This is a genomic window from Paraburkholderia panacisoli, from assembly GCF_008369935.1.
Lineage (GTDB): Bacteria > Pseudomonadota > Gammaproteobacteria > Burkholderiales > Burkholderiaceae > Paraburkholderia > Paraburkholderia panacisoli.
Genome location: NZ_VTUZ01000028.1, coordinates 91,122 through 109,826, shown reverse-complemented (window position 1 = coordinate 109,826; position 18,705 = coordinate 91,122). Strand labels below are relative to the sequence as shown.

Annotated in this window: 17 protein-coding genes and 2 pseudogenes; 14 read left to right on the top strand and 5 right to left on the bottom strand. The window is 60.1% G+C overall.

Annotated features, from left to right (window positions below; all coding sequences use genetic code 11):
* Nucleotides 1-199 precede the first annotated feature (199 nt).
* On the bottom strand, nt 200-538 hold the full coding sequence (locus FVF58_RS32700) for a type II toxin-antitoxin system RelE/ParE family toxin (protein WP_149673888.1): 339 nt from the start codon (nt 536-538) through the stop codon (nt 200-202).
* Nucleotides 539-621: 83 nt separating this feature from the next.
* Here FVF58_RS32700 and FVF58_RS32695 point away from each other — a divergent pair, with 83 nt between their 5' ends.
* Both FVF58_RS32695 and FVF58_RS32690 read left to right on the top strand, forming a co-directional pair.
* Nucleotides 622-873, top strand: coding sequence for a type II toxin-antitoxin system Phd/YefM family antitoxin (locus FVF58_RS32695; protein ID WP_149673887.1), 252 nt, complete (start codon nt 622-624; stop codon nt 871-873).
* Nucleotides 870-1,259, top strand: coding sequence for a type II toxin-antitoxin system VapC family toxin (locus FVF58_RS32690; protein WP_149673886.1), 390 nt, complete (start codon nt 870-872; stop codon nt 1,257-1,259). Before FVF58_RS32695 ends, FVF58_RS32690 begins: the two co-directional genes overlap by 4 nt.
* A 303-nt stretch (nt 1,260-1,562) precedes the next feature.
* Here the strand turns inward: FVF58_RS32690 and FVF58_RS32685 are convergent, their stop codons facing one another.
* From FVF58_RS32685 to FVF58_RS32675, 3 genes and pseudogenes are all read right to left on the bottom strand, one after another.
* The gene (locus FVF58_RS32685) at nt 1,563-1,841 is read right to left on the bottom strand and encodes an HU family DNA-binding protein (RefSeq protein WP_149673885.1); all 279 of its coding nucleotides are present in this window, start codon (nt 1,839-1,841) and stop codon (nt 1,563-1,565) included.
* A gap of 495 nt (nt 1,842-2,336) precedes the next feature.
* On the bottom strand, nt 2,337-2,795 hold the full coding sequence (locus tag FVF58_RS32680; protein WP_246217261.1) for a hypothetical protein: 459 nt from the start codon (nt 2,793-2,795) through the stop codon (nt 2,337-2,339).
* A 366-nt stretch (nt 2,796-3,161) separates the two neighbouring features.
* A pseudogene (locus tag FVF58_RS32675) lies at nt 3,162-3,683 on the bottom strand (sensor histidine kinase); the annotation flags it as partial.
* A gap of 296 nt (nt 3,684-3,979) precedes the next feature.
* Here FVF58_RS32675 and FVF58_RS32670 point away from each other — a divergent pair.
* The 3 genes and pseudogenes from FVF58_RS32670 to FVF58_RS32660 all read left to right on the top strand — a co-directional run bounded on the left by FVF58_RS32670 (nt 3,980) and on the right by FVF58_RS32660 (nt 8,121).
* On the top strand, nt 3,980-5,098 hold the full coding sequence (locus FVF58_RS32670) for an IS110 family RNA-guided transposase (protein ID WP_149673883.1): 1,119 nt from the start codon (nt 3,980-3,982) through the stop codon (nt 5,096-5,098).
* A gap of 163 nt (nt 5,099-5,261) precedes the next feature.
* Nucleotides 5,262-5,540: pseudogene (locus tag FVF58_RS53175) on the top strand (transposase); the annotation flags it as partial.
* A 667-nt stretch (nt 5,541-6,207) separates the two neighbouring features.
* Nucleotides 6,208-8,121, top strand: a complete 1,914-nt coding sequence (locus FVF58_RS32660; protein ID WP_149673881.1) for an SMP-30/gluconolactonase/LRE family protein — start codon at nt 6,208-6,210, stop codon at nt 8,119-8,121.
* A 684-nt stretch (nt 8,122-8,805) separates the two neighbouring features.
* Here FVF58_RS32660 and FVF58_RS32655 read toward each other — a convergent pair.
* The gene (locus tag FVF58_RS32655) at nt 8,806-9,156 is read right to left on the bottom strand and encodes a hypothetical protein (RefSeq protein WP_149673880.1); all 351 of its coding nucleotides are present in this window, start codon (nt 9,154-9,156) and stop codon (nt 8,806-8,808) included.
* A 532-nt stretch (nt 9,157-9,688) separates the two neighbouring features.
* Between FVF58_RS32655 and FVF58_RS32650 the strand changes: the two genes are divergently transcribed.
* The 9 genes from FVF58_RS32650 (at nt 9,689) to FVF58_RS32610 (ending at nt 18,703) form a co-directional block, all read left to right on the top strand.
* On the top strand, nt 9,689-9,892 hold the full coding sequence (locus FVF58_RS32650) for a cold-shock protein (RefSeq protein WP_149673879.1): 204 nt from the start codon (nt 9,689-9,691) through the stop codon (nt 9,890-9,892).
* A gap of 741 nt (nt 9,893-10,633) precedes the next feature.
* Nucleotides 10,634-10,933, top strand: a complete 300-nt coding sequence (locus FVF58_RS32645; protein WP_149673878.1) for an RNA-binding protein — start codon at nt 10,634-10,636, stop codon at nt 10,931-10,933.
* Nucleotides 10,934-11,038: 105 nt separating this feature from the next.
* Entirely contained in the window at nt 11,039-12,064 is a 1,026-nt protein-coding gene (locus FVF58_RS32640; RefSeq protein ID WP_149673877.1) for an IS630 family transposase, read from the top strand.
* Between the two features lie 513 nt (nt 12,065-12,577).
* The gene (locus FVF58_RS32635) at nt 12,578-13,951 is read left to right on the top strand and encodes a hypothetical protein (RefSeq protein WP_149673876.1); all 1,374 of its coding nucleotides are present in this window, start codon (nt 12,578-12,580) and stop codon (nt 13,949-13,951) included.
* Nucleotides 13,952-14,167: 216 nt separating this feature from the next.
* Nucleotides 14,168-14,566 (top strand): hypothetical protein, encoded by a 399-nt coding sequence (locus FVF58_RS32630; protein ID WP_149673875.1) that lies wholly within the window; start codon nt 14,168-14,170, stop codon nt 14,564-14,566.
* A 63-nt stretch (nt 14,567-14,629) separates the two neighbouring features.
* Nucleotides 14,630-15,454 carry a hypothetical protein gene (locus FVF58_RS32625; RefSeq protein WP_149673874.1) on the top strand — a complete coding sequence of 275 codons (825 nt, stop codon included), beginning with the start codon at nt 14,630-14,632 and terminating at the stop codon, nt 15,452-15,454.
* On the top strand, nt 15,451-15,639 hold the full coding sequence (locus FVF58_RS32620) for a hypothetical protein (protein ID WP_149673873.1): 189 nt from the start codon (nt 15,451-15,453) through the stop codon (nt 15,637-15,639). Before FVF58_RS32625 ends, FVF58_RS32620 begins: the two co-directional genes overlap by 4 nt.
* A 939-nt stretch (nt 15,640-16,578) precedes the next feature.
* The gene (imuA, locus tag FVF58_RS32615; RefSeq protein ID WP_149673872.1) at nt 16,579-17,286 is read left to right on the top strand and encodes a translesion DNA synthesis-associated protein ImuA; all 708 of its coding nucleotides are present in this window, start codon (nt 16,579-16,581) and stop codon (nt 17,284-17,286) included.
* Entirely contained in the window at nt 17,216-18,703 is a 1,488-nt protein-coding gene (locus FVF58_RS32610) for a Y-family DNA polymerase (protein ID WP_149673871.1), read from the top strand. Before imuA ends, FVF58_RS32610 begins: the two co-directional genes overlap by 71 nt.
* Nucleotides 18,704-18,705 lie beyond the last annotated feature (2 nt).

Sequence of the window (18,705 nt, the reverse complement as noted above, 5' to 3'; positions counted from 1 at the left end):
CAATCGCCCAAGCGACGGAGCTGCTCGTGATTGTCCGAGCTGCCGTTGCGTTGCAGGCGGTTTTGTGTTTTGTGGTGAACGTAGCCGGCATAGACGGTTAGTTGCTTATTGAAAATCAACATCCCTCACGATGGTGAGCTTTTTTCGGGAGTAAGCGTGTGCCCGGCACTGCAGCGTGAAAACACCAGTAAGACTGGATTCACCAGCGAGAACGCAATAGTCGTTTCTGTAGAAGCGTGCGTAGATCGCGGCGCGTATCGGTGACGACGTGAATGTAAATCGTGTCGTCGCGCACCTCATATATCACCCGATTCTGCCCGCTCAACGCTTCCCGGAAATTCAGACCGCCGAAATCTGAAAGCTCCGCCGGAACATATCCGCTCTGCGGGATCTGCCTGATATTGCCAAACGTGACGGCCAATTCTGCCGACGTTTGCTTCCACGTCTCAGCACCGAAGGTTTTGAGGATGTATCGACGCAGATCCTTCGTATCCTCCTGTGCCTCGTCGAGCGGACTACAGACAAGCGGGCCTGTCAATCCGCATTCATTTGACTGATGTTTGCAATAACGCGAGAGTCGGCTTAAACTAAGTTCAATAAACTAAGTTTTGCGAGGCAGCTATGCAGATCTACAACATGCACGATGCCAAGACCAATCTGTCCCGGCTGATCGAGGAAACGGTGAGCGGTGGCGAGCCGTTCGTGATCGCGAAGGCCGGCAAGCCGCTGGTCAAGGTAGTGCGCATCGATGTGGAAGCAGAGAAACCACCACGGCGCATCGGCTTCATGAAAGGTCAGATCAAGATACCAGCGGACTTCGACACAATGGGAGCAGACGAGATCAGCGAAATGTTTGAGGGCAAAGCGAAGTGAAGTTGTTACTCGACACTCATCTGTTGATCTGGGCTGCAGCTGATGATCCTTCCCTACCCAGCGAAGCGCGCACGGCCATCGAAGACACTGACAACACCCTGTACTTCAGCGTCGCGAGCATTTGGGAAATTGTCATCAAGAGCGCGCTGGGACGTGACGACTTTCAGGTCGATGCACGCGTCCTTCGCAGGAACCTGCTGGATGCTGGTTATGAAGAACTGTCCATCGAAGCGCAGCATGCATTCGAAGTAGCGGCGCTTCCACAGCTTCACAAAGATCCATTCGACCGGCTTCTCGTCGGTCAGGCGATGGCAGAAGGAATCGTGTTGTTGACCCACGACGATCAGATAAAGCGGTACGACTTCGCCCCGGTACGGTACGTTTAGCACGCGCTTCAGCGACGACGCACACGATGCGCGTCCGGTAATGCAGCAGCGCACCGATTGGTGGGCACAACGCTTCCCGGCGAATCTGGGATCGTTTCCTGCCCATACGGACATCTACATAGATCCGGCCGGTGGCGGGGCCACGGCCGGATCACGTTATTTCCTCAACTCACCAGGTCGATCGGGGCGGGTCCAGACCGTCCGCTTGAACCATAGATCTGGCTGCGACCGCCAATCGCGGGCTGGGGCGGTTCTGCAAACGGAGTCCCCGGCATGTCTGCGGCCGACGACTGTCGCCCGCTGTCAGGCGCCATTCACCGCATCCTTGAATGCCTTGCCCGCCGTGAACTTCACCGTCTTTGCGGCTGGGATCTGGATTTCCACGCCGGTCGCCGGATTGCGACCGACCCGCGCGGCGCGCGCGCCAGTAGAAAACGCGCTGAAGCCGATCAGTTGCACAGTATCGCCCATCGTCACCGCGCCAGTGATCGCCGCAATCACAGCGTCAATCGTCTCGCCAGTGACGGCCTTGCCGTTCCCCGTTGCCGCAGCGACTGCATCCACCAGTTCCTGCTTGTTCATTGCCATTCCCCTTTGTGGTTGTGATGGCGCCACCCTACCCGATCGATGCACCTTCGCTCAATCACTGCCGCGCGGGCCTGTCCGCGACGATCGCATCGATTGCCATTACGCCTGACGACAACTGTTGAGCTCCGACTTTACACGCCAGACACGCCAGCGAGGGCGGACGATGGAGCCCAGGAGTGCGGCTGCATCCCTGCCCTCCTCCCGGCCGTCGGCGTTGGATGATCGCACGCCGACCCCAGTGTGGCGCGTGGTGCAAAGTCGCCTGAAAGGGTGCATAGCTCCAGCTGTCAACCCCTTCGGATTTTTGCGACAAGACCCGCCCGGGCTGTCGTTTTTCAGGTCAAAACGTGCGATATGGGTGGGCAAGTTCAGTTGAAACCCGGACATTTAAGACCGACCTCGACAGGTTGTGAGTGACAATTAGGATTGTGTAAGCATCAGGATTCCTATCTATATTTCCGCACAGAAAACGACTCACCAGAACCTCGACTAAGGCGACATCGAAATCGGAGAGTCGCTCTTCCCAGTCAGAAAACACCTCAGCTGTCGCTCGGCTTCCAGGACCTCATGCAGTCGCGCGCTTGCGAGCTGGGCGTCATAGAGCGAAAGCAGAGTTTCGAAATCACTGATGACATCAGACGCAAGTCGCCATTCACTGGTCTCATGCGCGTGCGCCAGCGTGTTCTCAACAGCATATTCGGCGATCTTGAACTGCTCGGCCGGCAGATTTCCATAACCGGCGCGCTGCAGGTACCAGCTCAGGTACACCGCATGCATGAGCTCGTTGATCAGGTGGCTATTGCCGTGACCGTCACGGCATGCAACCAGAGCCAGATGACACAATAGTGAACGTTGACTGGCAGAGGACCGGTCCATCGGCAACAGAAGCGTTTTCGTCAGAGGCTTGCGGGCATGGCTGCCGCGAGACTTGCTTTGCCTGAAGGACATTTTTGATGTTATGGCTGGGGAAGCGAGAAATTATAGCGAACCTCTGTCCGCGATTGTCCGTAGCCGCCACCCTGAGCGGACAGCCGGACTTCTCGACAATGGACATCCAAGCGAACTGGCCGATAATCCGCTGTCAACGATTTATGCCTGGATCCGAGCGATGGTCTCGGGAGCGCCCGGCGAGCCACGAAGCGACGCTCGCTGGGCAAGTGAGTACCACGAAGCCATGCAGTTCGTAGAAGTGACGAGCAGGGGTTAAAAACGCGCAATTGAAGTTGCATCGTTGATGCATTTGCGGGCTCGATAACCTGTTGAGCTCTCACGCAAAGGCACGCCGACTGCCGATCGGTGGACCTGCCACGACCTCTAGTGAATACGGGGCAAACGTACCATGAACACCGTTTCTCCCTCGTTGGACCACGCGTCGATCTCGCCTCCATGGGCCCTGGAAATCTCGCGCGCGATGTAGAGTCCGAGCCCCAGATTGCCGTCGACGTTACATGAGTCTTCAAGATTCAGCCCCCGCTGAAGCGGATCGAAGATTCGCTGCAGAGTCATTTGATCGATGGCCGGCCCCCGGTTCCTCACCTCGAAACGAACGTTCTGCTCGTCGCCGGTCATGACTACTGTCACTGGTGCGTCCGGCGCTCCGTATTTGATCGCATTCAACACCAGGTTTCCGAGCAACTGCTGCAGACGGCGGCCGTCCCAAACGCCTCGACAGTCTCCTTTTGCGTCGAGATCGACACGACGGTCCGGGTGCGCTGCGCGCAACTGATCAAGCTCGTCGGCAAACAATTTCTCGAGGTCGACATCAGTGGGCGAGATACCGATCCCCAAACCCAGCCTGGTACGATTGAAATCCAGCATATCGCTCAGAAGGGCCTGAGTAATAATGTAGGTACCAGTTTCTCCACGGCCTGCCCGGTCACGGCAGTGGTCGGGTTGCCGGAAGGTCTGGTGCCGCGAAGTGTTCCCGACGGCCTGACCCACACTCCGATCGACCTTATCTGTTGTCCTTCCCTGGACCCGTCGGCCGGCCGGGAACACCGAACGGCGAGGTTTCACCTCGCCGCTGCATGTGACCCAAGAAGGGCCTGACCCGCTGTCGCTTTACTGTCCTGTCCAGGTATCCGGTCCCGGTGAAATCGCGCTTATCCACTGTCAAGCACCGGAGAACTTCGATGAAGGAAGAAACTGCTGGTCACCCCGGCATCGTGGGTGGCGTCGATACCCACAAGGACCTGCACATGGCAGCCGTCGTTGACGAACATGACCGCGTACTGGGCAGCGAGTGCTTTGCGACCACCCGGCACGGCTACAGGCAGATGCTGATCTGGATGCGCTCATTCGGTGAACTGCTCCGCGTCGGTGTGGAGTGTACCGGAACGTATGGCGCAGGCCTGCTGCGCTACCTGCAGCACGCTGAAGTCACGGTGCTGGAAGTGACCGCGCCAGACAGGAGCGACCGGCGCAAACGCGGAAAGGACGATACGCTGGACGCCGAAAATGCCGCCCATGCTGCCTTCGCGGGCATCCGCACGGTCACACCCAGGACCCGTGATGGCATGATTGAGTCACTGCGCGTGCTGAAGGTTTGTCGCAAGACAGCGGTTGCAGCTCGCCGCGTTGCCCTGCAACTGATCCACAACACCGTTGTCTGCGCGCCCGACGAACTGCGCGAATCGCTACGCACGATGACGCGCATGCAGCTGATCCGCACGCTGGCAGCGTGGCGTCCGGATCTCTCTGATTATCGAAACCTTACCTCTGCGTATCGGATCACGCTCAAATCGCTCGGGCGTCGCTATCTGGAACTGCACGATGAGATTGCCGATCTGGACGTGATGATTGCGGCCCTGGTTGACGAACTCGCGCCCGACCTGGTCTCCCGCAATTCCATCGGATACGAGTCGGCAGCGCAGCTGCTGCTGACGGCGGGAGACAACAGCGACCGGCTACAGTCGGAGGCGGGCTTTGCCGCCCTGTGCGGAGCCAGTCCCGTACCCGCATCGTCGGGAAAGGTCACCCGGCATCGCCTGAATCGCGGCGGCGATCGTGCTGCCAACAGTGCGTTGCACATCATCGCCGTCGGCCGGCTGCGAACTGACCCGCGCACAAAGGCGTATGTTGAACGGCGGGTCAGCGAGGGCCACTCAAAGCTCGAAGCCATCCGCTGCCTCAAGCGCTATATCGCTCGCGAAGTCTACTATGTCATCCGCAAGCACAACCGTCAGATCGGTCAGGTCCAGGTTCCCTGGAAGCGGCCTGTTCCAGACGACAGACAGGCGTTTGTGATCTGAAACGTGTGTTGGGGGTCGCGGGATTGTCCACGGCTGGGCCGGCGCGGTCGCCCGTTACGACCACGGCGCCGGCTGGCGGTGGGCAACCCGCGACCGGCCCCCTGAAGCGCTCCGCTTTGCGTTCAGAAAAATGACAAACCACCTTGACATTTAGAAGGGCGTCCAAGGATGCCAATACACCTCGATCGCATTCGGGCGACGCTGCCGCGAGGCCGGTGTGCGTCCGTCCATGGGCAGCGTTGGCGACTGTTTCGACAACGCCATGTGCGAAAGTTTTTTCGCCAGCCTTGAATGCGAGCTGCTGGCGCGCTCGCACTTCGCCACGCATGAACAGGCACGGCGCGAGATCTTCCACTTCCTGGAGGCGTGGTACAACCCGCTTCGCCTTCACAGCGGGCTCGGCTATCGCTCGCCGGTTATTTACGAACAGCTGCATGCGGCGCAAAAACCGAGCTCATCCACATGCGAGTTGTCCACCGCCGGCCGGCGTCGTGGTCGTGACAGACGACCCGCCGACCGGCCGTGGACAACTCGCAGCACCGCTTCAAACGGAGGTAACCTATCCGCTCAAAATTCAACTACGTAACCGTCCACCGAAACGGGTCATCCCCAACCGCACCATCGCCTCCCGAGAAGTCACCGCGCTCGCGCGGCCACGTTTGCCACTCCGAACCGCCAGTTGGCACTTGAACGCTCATCCACCTCGTGGACCGGCTGACAGCGCTGCTCGGGCTGGTGTCCAGCGTCGTTTGCCTGTACTGGAGACGCGAACAGCTCAACCTTTTCCGCGCCACGCCGTTATACCGCTCGAACGCAGCGTTGAGTTGGACAGACGCGACACTTGCTGGAGCGGCGAGTGGACAAGGACAGTTTCCTGCGAAACGTCGCTCGCCGAACAGGCGAGCGGCGCCGGGCACGCTTCGAAGACGCCCCCCTTCCCGATCAAAGAATCTTCCAGCCCATAGCGCGCGTACCAGCACGGCAAGGAAGGCAATCACAGAAACCATCAGTCGGTCCCCCTGCAAATCCCACCAGGTAGTCAACGCTGTGAGCACGAGTCAAACCGCAATCTCCAATTCAGGTGCCACAGGAGGGCACACTTCACGATCATGAAACGCATCTGTGCCACGTTCCTCGCCGCACTGCTGATCGCTATGATTGCGCCGGAGTGCCAGGGACAGTACACCACCGACTGGGTGGCGAACACATTTGGGACCAACGCTAACCGCGTGGGTAGCGTTGCGCGCTCCATGTGGATAGCGCCCGAGGGTGTCATCTACACGGCTTCCATGTGGGACGAAAACGAGGGTGGTATCGCGATATACCAGAACGGCCAAAGCCTGGGGTCCTTAGGAGGTCACGGCGAGTTTCAGGGCAGCGCCATTACGGGTAATGCAACTTCAATCTTCGCTGCCTTGCAATTCAATGCCACATACGGCAGCGGCACGGTGGGGCGGTACGACCGAGCCAGCCATACTCGCAATCTTCTCATCTCGGTCAGCGCGACTACGACTGAGCAGCGGGCTGATGTAATCACAGGACTCGCGACGTCGGGCTCGCTCCTGTATGCCAGCGACTTTCCTGGAAATCGCGTCCGCGTCTACACCACGGACGGCGTCTGGCGGCAGGATATCGCCGTCTCAGGCCCTGGCGCACTCGCAGTAGACAGCGCAGGAATCATCTGGGTTGCGCAGAAAAGTACGGGGGCGATCCTCGAGTTCAATCCGGCCGGCGTGCTCGTGAACACGATCCAGATGTCTGTCGCCTCTCGACCGTCCTCGCTGTATTTCGATTCGTCGACCGGGTGCCTCATGATCGGCGACGAGGGCCCCGACATGAACATCAAGTCCTATAACATTTTGGGCATTCCATTTCTGGTCAGTACATTTGGCGTTCAGGGGGGATATCTCGACACCACGACCGGAATCAAAGGACAGGTTGGAGACAAGCGCTTCACCCGCGTCACTGGTATCGGCAAGGACACCGCAGGCAACCTCTATGTGCTCAACAACCCGTGGGGCGGAAGCTGGGACCTCGGCCGCGACGGCGGCACCGATATTCACTCCTACGACAGTTTTGGCCACCTGCAATGGAAGCTTCAGTCTCTCAACTTCGAGGGGGTCGCCGCTCCGGACCCGGGTACTGACGGCACGTACTTCTATGGCGGCACCAACATCTACAGCGGCACTGCGGGGGGAACCTTCTTAGCGAACACTGTCGATCCGATCGACTATCCATCCGATCCTCGCATCAACATCAACGATCACTCACGGGATGAGCACTTCGGTCAACTTGCCAACGTCGGCGCCAACCGGATCCTCGTGGCGTCGGGCCAGAATCCCGATACCTTCTACTTCTTCCACTTCAATGCGGCGAATGGCTACATCGCAATACCGGACGCCACGCTTCCAGGTACGGCGTTCAATACGACAGCACCGGTCAGGGACGGATTCTGCCTCGACAGCAAAGGGGAAGTCTGGGCCGGTTTGGACAAGACGAATGCCATCTGGCACTATCCGCTGACCGGCTTTGATGCCAACGGTCAGCCGAGTTGGGGAGCAGGAATTGCCACGCCCATTCCGGGCACGATCATGCCATTGACGCGGATCATCTACCTGCCGGAAAGCGACACGATGATCCTGGCACAGGGAATCGTCGGGAGCACGGACTGGACGTCGATCGGAACGCGGATCGAGGTGTATCACGGCTGGCTCGCAGGCAACACGACCGTTCCCAATCCGGTGATCAACCTCACCGGCGCCAATCCCAAGTCGATCACGGCGGCCGGCAACTATCTCTTTGTCGGCTATGTACACACCGTGCCCAACATCGATGCCTTCAATCTGACCACAGGCAGCCTGGACACCACGTTGATCAACAGCAATCCCAACACCGTGTACGTCGGCAATGACGTGGATTCGATGTACGGCCTTAGATCGTATCGGCGGTCGACCGGGGAGTACGTGATCACGAAGGATAACTATAATGGGACCAGCGTCATCATTTATCGCTGGACACCCTGATCAACAGTGCTCGTCGCGGCTATGCCCCGAGCACCTCACGTCATGTCGACTCATTGACGTTGTTTCTTTCCACAGGCAGCGTTCGACCGGAAAATCCGGCGCAGCCTGCCGGACCGCTAGCGGCTTATCAGCGGATGATTGTTGACGATCCAGATCATGCTCTCCAACGTCCGGTCATGGCCGATTGGGTGAGGTCGCCAATGGCCACTTAGTGGCACTCCAGTTTGCAAAATCTGGATTTGGCTGACTGACCGGTTTGGAGAAAATTGTCTGACCGGAGTGCGTGACTAGAGCCGCTCCTCACCGCTATGTTCGCTGGCCCCGCCCCAGGCGGGCGGCCAGTGTTGCCTGGGAGGCGAGGCGCGAACGTTCGCCAAGGACTCTCCAACGCAAGATTTCGGCCAGGACGCGCCGCTCGGCCTGGCGCCTGATACGACACTCGACAGAGAGCGCCGCCCTGTTGACCGGATCTTCGCCTGCCAATCGTGCCCATCGCGTTGGTGAACGTAGAGTTCGCCTGCGAAAACGCGCCGACCACCCGGCAGCCGACGCGACTTAAACAAGAGCCAACGCCGGGGCGAAGCGCCGCGGTGGTCGTTATCGCAGATCGTGGCCTTTGGATAGGCTCCACGTGCACAGAACCGCTACCAGTCTTTTATCCAGTCGTCTGCGATCCGGCTCGCGTCACTTGCGACGTTCAGCGTCGGGACCCGGCACGGGGATAGTCCACTCATCCACCGCTTCCCCCGCTTCGGGTTCGCGCTCTCGCCGAAGCTCCAGGATGCGACCGTGAGCGACAACCACTTTCAGGTCGAGTCTCACGCCTTTGCGGAAGTGGAACAAATAAGCCGTGAAGGAGGCTGTGTTGCTGGCAAAGTAACCGTCACTCAGAAACTGTCGACGCGCGACAAGTCCATCACTTGCCACCCAGTAATCGGCCATGGCGCAATCGAGCGACTTTGTCTGCCAGTTCTTTCTCGGCAGGTCTTCGGGGAACGGCTTGAAATCCTGAGAAAACTCGAATGTATCGTTCATCCTCGCGCGCGGCTTGGCTTGGCTGGTGTTAGCGTCGACCAAGGGTAACATGGCCCCCACAGTTTCCGGGCTGGCACTGCAAAACTGGTTGGGGCAGCTCACGCGCCATAGTTTGCTCGTCGCGGGAATGTGCGGGACGGGACCGCACCAGAATAGTGACGGAGATCAGGCTTTCGCTGGCGAGGGAGGAAGCCGCAATGCGTCGATGTTTCTGCGACTCTTCTCAAGCGCCTTCCCTGTTCCGTTTCAGAATCAGTCTTCGCGGCGCAGCCTGCAGGCTTCGCTCAGATTCCCGGTTGCCGGGTAGATCGCGATTGCCGCGCGGCAATCATACGGTGCCACCGTCAGGGGTTAGAACGACGAATGTCTGCACCGTGCCCGGGTCTCTGAAAGCCGGACCCTGTGCTGTCCGTGGACCTGCTGATTGGCAGGTGTCATCCCGGCGTGGTAAAAAGTCGTCCCTTGCGGGTGATCGCCGCATGCGATGCCGCATTCTCGCGATTGCAGGTTTCAACATCGACAGGAATAAAAAATGGCAAATGGCACAGTGAAATGGTTCAACGATGCGAAAGGCTTTGGCTTCATCACCCCGGATGACGGCGGCGAAGACCTGTTCGCCCACTTTTCCGAAATCAAGACTGAAGGCTTCAAGTCGCTGCAGGAAAACCAGAAAGTAAGCTTCGATGTGAAGATGGGACCGAAGGGCAAGCAGGCCGCAAATATCAAGCCAGCCTGACCGGCGCGCGTCGCATCCCGATGTGTGGCCCGTCCTGCGGGCCAGTTTTTCTTGCGCCCTACGCATCAATCTCTAATGAAGCGATGGGCATCCGGCAAATGTCCGCGCCATGCTGTTCGAGCGTCAACAGTAGCTTTGTGCGAAACACGATGTCCTGGTGCGCCCTCCTCGCGACATCGATCGATTCTCCGGATGATAGGTGACCAAGAGCAAGCGTCTCGCCTGTCCTCCAGGGAATTGATTCGATGCAGCATAAGCGTGAAGACGCAGGACGAAGCGCGCATTTGCGGTAGCGTTGATGCCGCGCTTTCGGACACGCTGCCCGGATCCATCGTCGCCCTGCAAAACGGCGGATATCCTGCGAATGAAAACGGTTGAACGCCGCGCCGGCAACAACACTGTCCTCGACGAATCGACATCCCCGACCAGAAGCACTACGATCGAAAACATGCCGGTCGTCATGGCAGGTGCTTGTCGCAAGATAATTTTCTGACGATTCGCACTCACCGTGCCAGACTGCCCACCGATGTGGTGGCCCGTAGCGCCTCGCGACGCATGCGTAGTGAACCCGCGCCGTCCCGTCCATGATCGCGGTGACCGTAACGCAGTCCGCTGCGTAGATTGTTTGAATCAGGCGAGGAGGCAAGTGCCGGAAATGCGTGGCGCTATCCTCGGTGGGGGCCCGTCGATGCCACCACCCAGTGGATCGATGCCGGGAGCCGTGCTTTCAGGGGAATCGCCATGACGACTGAGTCACTTCTGACGTTGGCCGAATATCTCGAGCTGTCCCTGAACTGTGGCGGAAGCGTGATCATGATGCAGAAATGCAATGACGTCTGTGCCATGTACGTTGGCGATGCCAGGAGAGATCAGGACCGCCTGAGATATCACGGGAACATTGCCGCAACCCAGGCCGAAGAGATCCTTGAGCAAACCCACGCTGGACGAAACCGGCTGGAGATCGGCGGACATCTATACCGATTTATCCGGAGCTTCAAACATTTTGAGGATCGCGGCGCGGACGTTTTCGCGCCGTCGTGACACCGGAAGCTCGACAATTTCGGGAAACTTACTAACCAGTGCATAAGTAAGCGAACATAAATCGACACCATGGTCTAAGCTTAAAGGGACTTGGGGAGAGGCGCGATGCGCGAGGACGACGGCCGACAGCTTTCACATGCAACGCTGGAAGAGATGCGGATCCGCGCGGTCAAGCGAGTCGAAGCTGGCGAGTCGCCAGAGGACGTGATTCGCACGCTGGGCTTCTCGAGGCCGCGTATTTACGAGTGGTTGGCGGCGTGGCGCGAAGGAGGTATTGAAGCGTTACGAGCCAAGTCTATTCCGGGCCGGCCAATGAAGCTGTCGTCCGAAGCGATCCGCTTTGTCTATCGGACGGTCACAACGAAGAATCCGATGCAAATGAAGTTCGAGTTTGCGTTGTGGACGCGAGACATGGTGCGGGAGTTGATTCGCGAACGTTTCAACGTCAGGCTCTCCGAGGTATCGGTCGGTCGGCTGCTCAGGAAGCTCGGGCTTTCACCCCAGCGGCCGCTGGCGCGCGCCTACCAACGCGACCCAGAACTGGTCGAGTCATGGATGCGGGACGAATATCCGGCGATTGTCAGGCAGGCCAAACGCTGTGGGGCTCAGATTTTCTTCGTCGACGAATCGACGGTGCGCTCGGACTACCACAGCGGCACGACCTGGGCACCGATCGGTCAGACACCGGTGGTCGAAACCACCGGCGCGCGCTTCAAAGTGAACCTGATCTCGGCGATCAGTCCGCGGGGCCAACTCCGTTTCATGTGCTTTGAAGGCAGCTTCAAGATCCCGGTGTACGTTGACTTCGTCAGGCGACTGATACTTAACGCCGATGCTCCCGTCTTCCTGATCGCCGATGGTCATCCGGTTCATCGTTGCAAAGCGATCCGCAAGCTTGCCGCAGAATCGGATGACCGCCTTTGTCTGTTCTTCCTGCCGGCTTACTCGCCGGACCTGAATCCGGACGAACTCGTATGGGGTTATCTCAAGCATCACAAGATCGGCAAGCTTGCTATCAAAGGTCCCGGACATCTTAAGCAGCGTGTTCGAGCAGTTCTGCGCTCGTTGCAGAGAATTCCGGCTTTGGTCCGATCCATGTTTCGTCATCCGTCAGTCCGTTACGCGGCGTGACGCATGTCCGGTTACTTTGTTTCGGCTTGGTAAATTTGACGTTTCCGGGTATGTTGTCTATTCCCAAATACTGAAAATCCTCATCAAGGACTTGTCAGGCGAAGTACGTTGCGCTCGAATAAGGTCGGGTGGTCGACCTGCCGGTCGACGGCGGCCAGCGTGATAGGCAGGTCAGTAGAGGCCCCGCTCCATTCGCCGAAGCGCCGATTCCTGTGATAATCAGAATGCCACGCCCTGCCTTGAAAGAGATATCGGCTTGCCGTCGGCACCGTCGACCAGGGCGCCGGGTTCATGGCGGATCCATGAATGGTTACCTGAAATTCCTGCTGGACTTCATTCGTTATCCTCTACATTTCATACCCACTCTCAGGGAACGGGTACTTCAAGGAGTCCGCTATCCTCACCCCGGAGTACATTTACGCCTCATGGCGCGAATGACACATCAAATACCAACATTGCCGCGTCTATAATAAGCATCTGCCGGATATCAACGATCGCATGGAGCCCTACTTTATGAATCAAGCCCGCGGGCGATATGCGGGATCCCGCGACAGCGGGCAACGCCAGGCTCGCCACGAAAAGAAGTCTCAGCCCAATCGGCCGAGACCACCGTATGTGAAGGCGCCTGCTCAAGACTCCGTCCAGACCGCCTCCATTTTCAAGATACGATCGTTCCAGTTTCTGGTCGATACGGTAGGCGCGGAGAATATTGCCATCGCGCTTGAATCCAGCATGACGCGCGTGGCCGAACTGCTGAAGGGCGAAAGGTTCACACCCGAGACCGCCTTTCACATGGAAACCACACTTGGTTTGCCGGATGGCTTTTTTGACCAGCCCAATCCTGGGCTCGCGGCGGAGACCATCGCTCGCCTGAAGTCACCACTCGACTTCATTCAAACAGACGACGGACAAGACGGCGAGTCCGAAGCATTCAAGCCGGCTTCTGCCCTGACAGTCGACCCGCAACCATCTCTTGAAGACAGTTTGTCCGAGGAAGCGCAAATGCCAAGGAAAGCAACCGGCGGTACACCCAGGGCCGTCAAGACCAGTCCTGGCGAAACGGCTGGACGGCCCGAAGCTCGTGCGCCGCGAAAGGCTTCGCGTTCGAAACACAGCACGCCCCCTGAAGCGGCCCAGCAGCAGTCACTGGCACTCAACGATGGCGCCGACGTAGAAAACATCCGCCGCGCGAACCTCCACGTTCTCACGAGTCGCAACGGTTCAAAAGCAAGACTGGGTGTGGTCATGGAACTCAGTGGGTCCAACATGGCCCACCGGTTGCATGGCAAGAAGCGCATGGACACTGTCGAAGCAAACCGTTTCACGGCGCGACTGGGATTGCCATCCGGCTGGCTGGACACCCCGCGCTCCGAAGACGATATTCCGGCGTCGGTGTCGCGTATGCTTGCGCCTGCGACGCGCGGACGCGTATCCGCTCAGCAGCACGAATCGCTTGCGCCCGCAACAAACGACGACATGCCGGTGAAGGCCCCCGGTACGAAGACGCGTGCGCGGCGCACGCGGGCGGGCGATCCAGAAAGCTCAACTGTTTCAGCGGATGTCACGGGAGAGAAAGAGACGATCGTTACCAGCGCGCAAGATCATGTAAATGGTTTTCCCGACGACGTTACCGGTCGCCTGCCTGAAGAAAGTGGTGACGGGGCCCCGGCAGCTACACTGGCAACCCCAGAGTCGTTCGCCACGTCCGCAGTACCGCAACGAAACCCTGAGGCGCTCCCCTTCGCTTCAGTTACGAGCCTGGACAATCTTCACGGTATTGAGCCCATAGCGGAAGCCTTGATCAAGACGCTGGCAGGCAAGGCACGCACGGGTCACCTGGACGAACTGAAAGCTCTGGAACTGCTGCAGCAGGCGATCCTGCTATGAGCCTGTGGTAGCGTGCTGGCCCCCTCGCGCCATGTCGCAGAAAGCGCGTCGGCGTGAATGGGTTCCGGTACGCACAAAAACTGCGCCCTGTCAGGTCGACTTGCCACCGACCTGCCTCGCCGGGCTAACCGGTGAGGGAGTCATCTGGAAGAGGGTGCGGCAGGCTCACGGAGGCCGGATTTTTTCTCCCGGGTTTTCTCCGGAATACTGATCAAAGTGTGGGAGCGTATCCGCGGCGTGGAGAGCGCCTGCGGCTCAATGGAGTTTGGACCCCTGGCGCCGGTGGGCAATTGCCAGAAGCGGATTCCCGTCGGCTTCGGCGTCGCGCTTTGGCGCACCGCCATCCGCAATGACAACGTGCACGTCCTGCGCAAAGGCACCTTCGAAACAGCTGCGCGCACGTGCAACACATTCAGACGTCGGCGCATCGCCCGCACTCGCGGCAGCCTGCGCGGTCGCTTTTGCGGCCAGGCCAAACGCGGCGGCGATCTCTTCCCATGTCAGTCCGGTCGTCATCGCTTCCTGCACGAGCTTGCCCGCGACAACACCAATCTTCCGCGCCTTCTGGTGCCGCCAGCTTCGCGCAAAGTCGGGGTGACGGCCGGCGCCAGGTGACCAGAATCCTTGACATGCGGATGCCAGAGCTAGAATGCGGTGTCCTCCTGAACCGCTCTGCCGATGACCCTTCCCACAACCGATTTTTTTGAAAAGACACTGCGCGCGGCCTACGAGGCGCTGTGCGCTTTGCCCACGGCCGCCCTGCACTTGAACGGGATCTTCCGGTTTCAGGGCAAGGATCTGGACGAAGCCTCTACGTTCCAGCTCGATGACGTCACGCTGACAAGCCGCCAAGCTGCGCAGCTTCTGATGGTCTTCGACTGTTCGCGTGTCGTTGAGCAGGAACAGCACAACATCGGACTGGACGATGCGCCGCCCGGCACCTACTTCACCGTCATAAACCGCGAGGTAATCGGCGAAGGACACAAGAACCGGATTGGCATCTATCTCGAAGAGGGTGACGGGACATCATTGCATTTCGGTGATGCTGACCAGGTACCGTTGGGCGAAATCGATCCTCCGGCCGCCCAGCCCGTTGAGGGGCAGGCAGACATGGCGCGCGCCGTCCACGTCGATCACTTCTTTCTCCGACGGCAGGCACCGGACTATCTCGGCACAGTCACGTTTGCGCTGTGCGCCATGATTGCCCACCGGCTTGGTTTCACCCGCATCTCGCTGATTGCAGGGGGTGGCCATGGACACAATCCGGAGATGATCGGTTACTTTTTCTGGCCAAAGCTTGGGTTCGATGCGCCGCTGGAGCCGGAAGAAACCGCGGCGCGTCTCGAGTTCGCCGCGTGCATTTCGGTCCAGGAACTGCTGGCGATCGATAGGCAGTGGTGGTATGACAACGGAACGCAGCGGTGGATGGAGTTCGACCTGGCAGCGCAAAGCCCCGCCTGGACAAAGCTGCTAGACTATCTTAGTGAAAAGGAGCTGATATGAGCGAAACCCTGAAGAAGCCCAAGCCGGATGTGGCGCCCCCACCGACCGTCGTGGTGCGTGTTTCGCGCTCCAGCAAGAAAAAGGTCGTGGTCACTTCCGAAATGAAGGCGCAACTGCGCAAGCGGGCGAAAACATCGACACGAAGTGCATTTCCCGAGCTGCCAGAATGGCGGCTTGAGCGCTGATCAGACAACGGGCCGCAAGGCCCGTTGTGCTTTCTGCGTCTTCCCCGTCAGCAAACGCACGTGTGACGCGCGCCAGGGGGCGTCCTCCGCGAGGCGTCATTCCTGACTGGCGTCGACCTCTTTTCCCGCCGGCCACTGGCCGTTGACCGATCTGCCGAATGCAAAAGGGCGCTGCCCGATCTGGCAGCGTCCGGTGCCAGCGTGTGACCCGGTCGCGCCATCCGGCGACCGATCTGTCGCCCCTCCGGACCGTCGGCAGCCTCAGGTCCGATACTCGTCGGCACTGGCCAGATTTGCCCTGATCACCCGGGGACTGATTGCACGTCCGACACCATGGCGTCGACCTCCGGAACACCGCGCACGGGGCCCCACTCGACCACCCTGTCGAAAACGCCTGCCTGCCATGGCAGAACGGCCGACTATCGTCGCATTGCTTTTCCGAGCCTGCCACAACCTACTCATCCATCGGAACCAACCGGAAGGAATCGCTTTTGCTCGCCGTTTCCTGTCAAACGGAGAATCACCATGTGCTTCGGAAAGCCCGACGAACTGCTTCGCCTCGCGGTCGGCGACCATCTTCCGCAAAACGATCTGGCCCACACTGCCCTCGACGACTTCAAGCACTTTTGTGCTTAGACGGGCTGCGACACCAGCGATAGCTGGGCCAGACTTGCCCACCTTACCGCGAGCCTGAACCCGCCGCGGGCAATCGACGTATCCGGAGGGTGAGGTAATTCGGGATCGGAAGGCCGGGCTGACGCTCCTGGCGGGCACTGCGACTCTCACATTGTGTCGGCTGGATGTTCGAATCGACCACCAGCGGAGGTTGGTCAAACTGAAAGGGACGAATTAGCGCGGCGTAACATGACCGGGTCTTTACTGACGCCCCAGCCAGGATATACTACTGTATATCTATACAGTACTTTCGGGGAGGCAGTCGTGACCGCGGTACCGCTGCCGGAAGCAATCCATCCCGATCTCTGGAGGGGAAACCAGCTCGCGCGCGCCGCCTCGCGCGTCGTCGACTGCGGTGACGCGAACCTCGCCGCGGAACTGCCGGGCGGCGGCTGGCCGCGTGGCGCACTGACGGATCTGCTCGTGCAGCAGACCGGCTGTGGCGAATTGCGGTTACTCCGGCCCGCGCTCGAACGCCTTGGGTCGAAGCCGGTTGCCCTGCTCCACCCGCCGCATGAACTGCAACCGACGGCGTTCGCCTGGTGGGGCCTCGACCCGAAAAACCTGATGACAGTAAAGGCCCCGAAAGCGGCAGACGCGCTCTGGGCGGCCGAGCAGATCCTGCGCGCAGGCACGTGCGGTGCGCTGCTGTTCTGGCAGAACCACGTGCGACCGGAATCCCTGCGACGGCTACACCTCGCAGCGCAGGCCTCCGAGTCCCTGTTTTTCATGCTGCGGCCACTGGCGACGACGCGCGAGGCATCGCCCGCCCCACTGCGGCTCGCAATCCGCGCGGCGAAAGGCGGTGTCGACATCGAGTTTCTGAAACGCCGCGGCCCTGCACGCGATGAGCCGCTGTTTGTCCCTCTGACGCCCTCTCCGATCCTGAACGTAAAACGCAATGCAACTGTGGATAGGCGTCCATCTCCCGTTGTTGTGCCTCGAAGTGTTCCGGCCGAAGTGGTCGCATGATGCCTGTGACGCTCATGACGCAGCCGAAGGCCTCGCCGTGCTCGAAAAGGAACGCGTCATCGCGGCCGACCCGCGAGCGCGGGATGCGGGCGTCTGCCTCGGTATGCGGCGCGGCGGTGTGCTGACGCTCGCGCCGTCGACGGTGATGCACGAGCGCGACAGCACGGCGGAAGTGAACGCCTTGCGTGAGATCGCGACGGGCCTGCTCAATCTGTCGCCGCAGGTGGTCATTGCCGAAGAGAGCACGGTCCTCGTCGACGTGTCGGCCAGTCTGCGGCTCTTTGGCGGCATACGGTCACTGCGTCGCATGGCGCGCCGCGTCGCGAACGCAATGGGCGTCACCGCCTGCATCGGCATTGCACCCACCGGACAGGCGGCGTGGCTGCTCGCGCGGTATCGCGGCGGCGTCGCGCTGTCTCACGATTCACTGTCCCGCCGGCTCGCGGGCTTACCCGTCAGCCTGCCGACGCCTGCGCGCCGCCATCTCGACTGGCTGACCGGAATTGGCTGCGAGACGGTGGGCCAGCTCCTGCGCCTGCCGCGCGCAGGCCTGAAAAAACGCTGCGGCACGGCATTGCTCGACCTGCTTGACCGCGCCAATGGAGAGGCACCCGAAGTGTATGAATGGTTTGAGACGCCGCCGACTTTCCAGGTCCGCGTCGAATTGCCGGATCGCATCGAGCACGCCGAAGCGTGTCTTTTTGCGGCCCGAAGGCTCGTGGTGCAACTGACGGGCTGGCTGTCACAGAAGCAGTTCGCCGTCACCCGCATTGCGCTGCTGCTCGAGCATGAGCGCGGCCGCGACGCCATTGAGCCCACGCCGATCGAGGTGTCACTGGCCGAGCCGACGTGGCGCGAGGACCACCTGGTGCGGCTGCTCAAGGAGCGGCTCACGCGCGTCGAACTGGCCGCGGCCGTCATCGCGCTGCAGCTCGTTGTGCAGGAAGTGAAGGAAGCGGAGCCCGCGTCCGACTCGCTTTTTCCCGAGCCCGGCGGCACGGCGGCCGATCACGCGCGGCTGCTCGAACTGCTGGTCGCGCGCCTGGGCGCGGAAAACGTCCTGCGGCCCGCGCCCGTCGCGGATCATCGACCGGAAGTCGCCGCGCGCTGGGTGCCGGTCACCGACAGGGCGACGAAATATGTCGCGCCGGCGACCGACACGCCCCGGCCTGCGTGGCTGCTGGAAGCGCCGATCAAACTGCTGATGCGCGGCGAGCGGCCCTTCTACGGAACGCCGCTGCGCACCCGCTCATCCGGCGAGCGCGTCGAAGCCGGATGGTTCGGCGGTCAACCGGTCACCCGTGATTACTTTGTCGCCGAAGCCGACGATCACATCTGTTACTGGATTTTCCGGGAACGCATCGGCGCCGTCGATGAAGACGAGCCGCGCTGGTATCTACACGGCCTTTTCGGATAAAT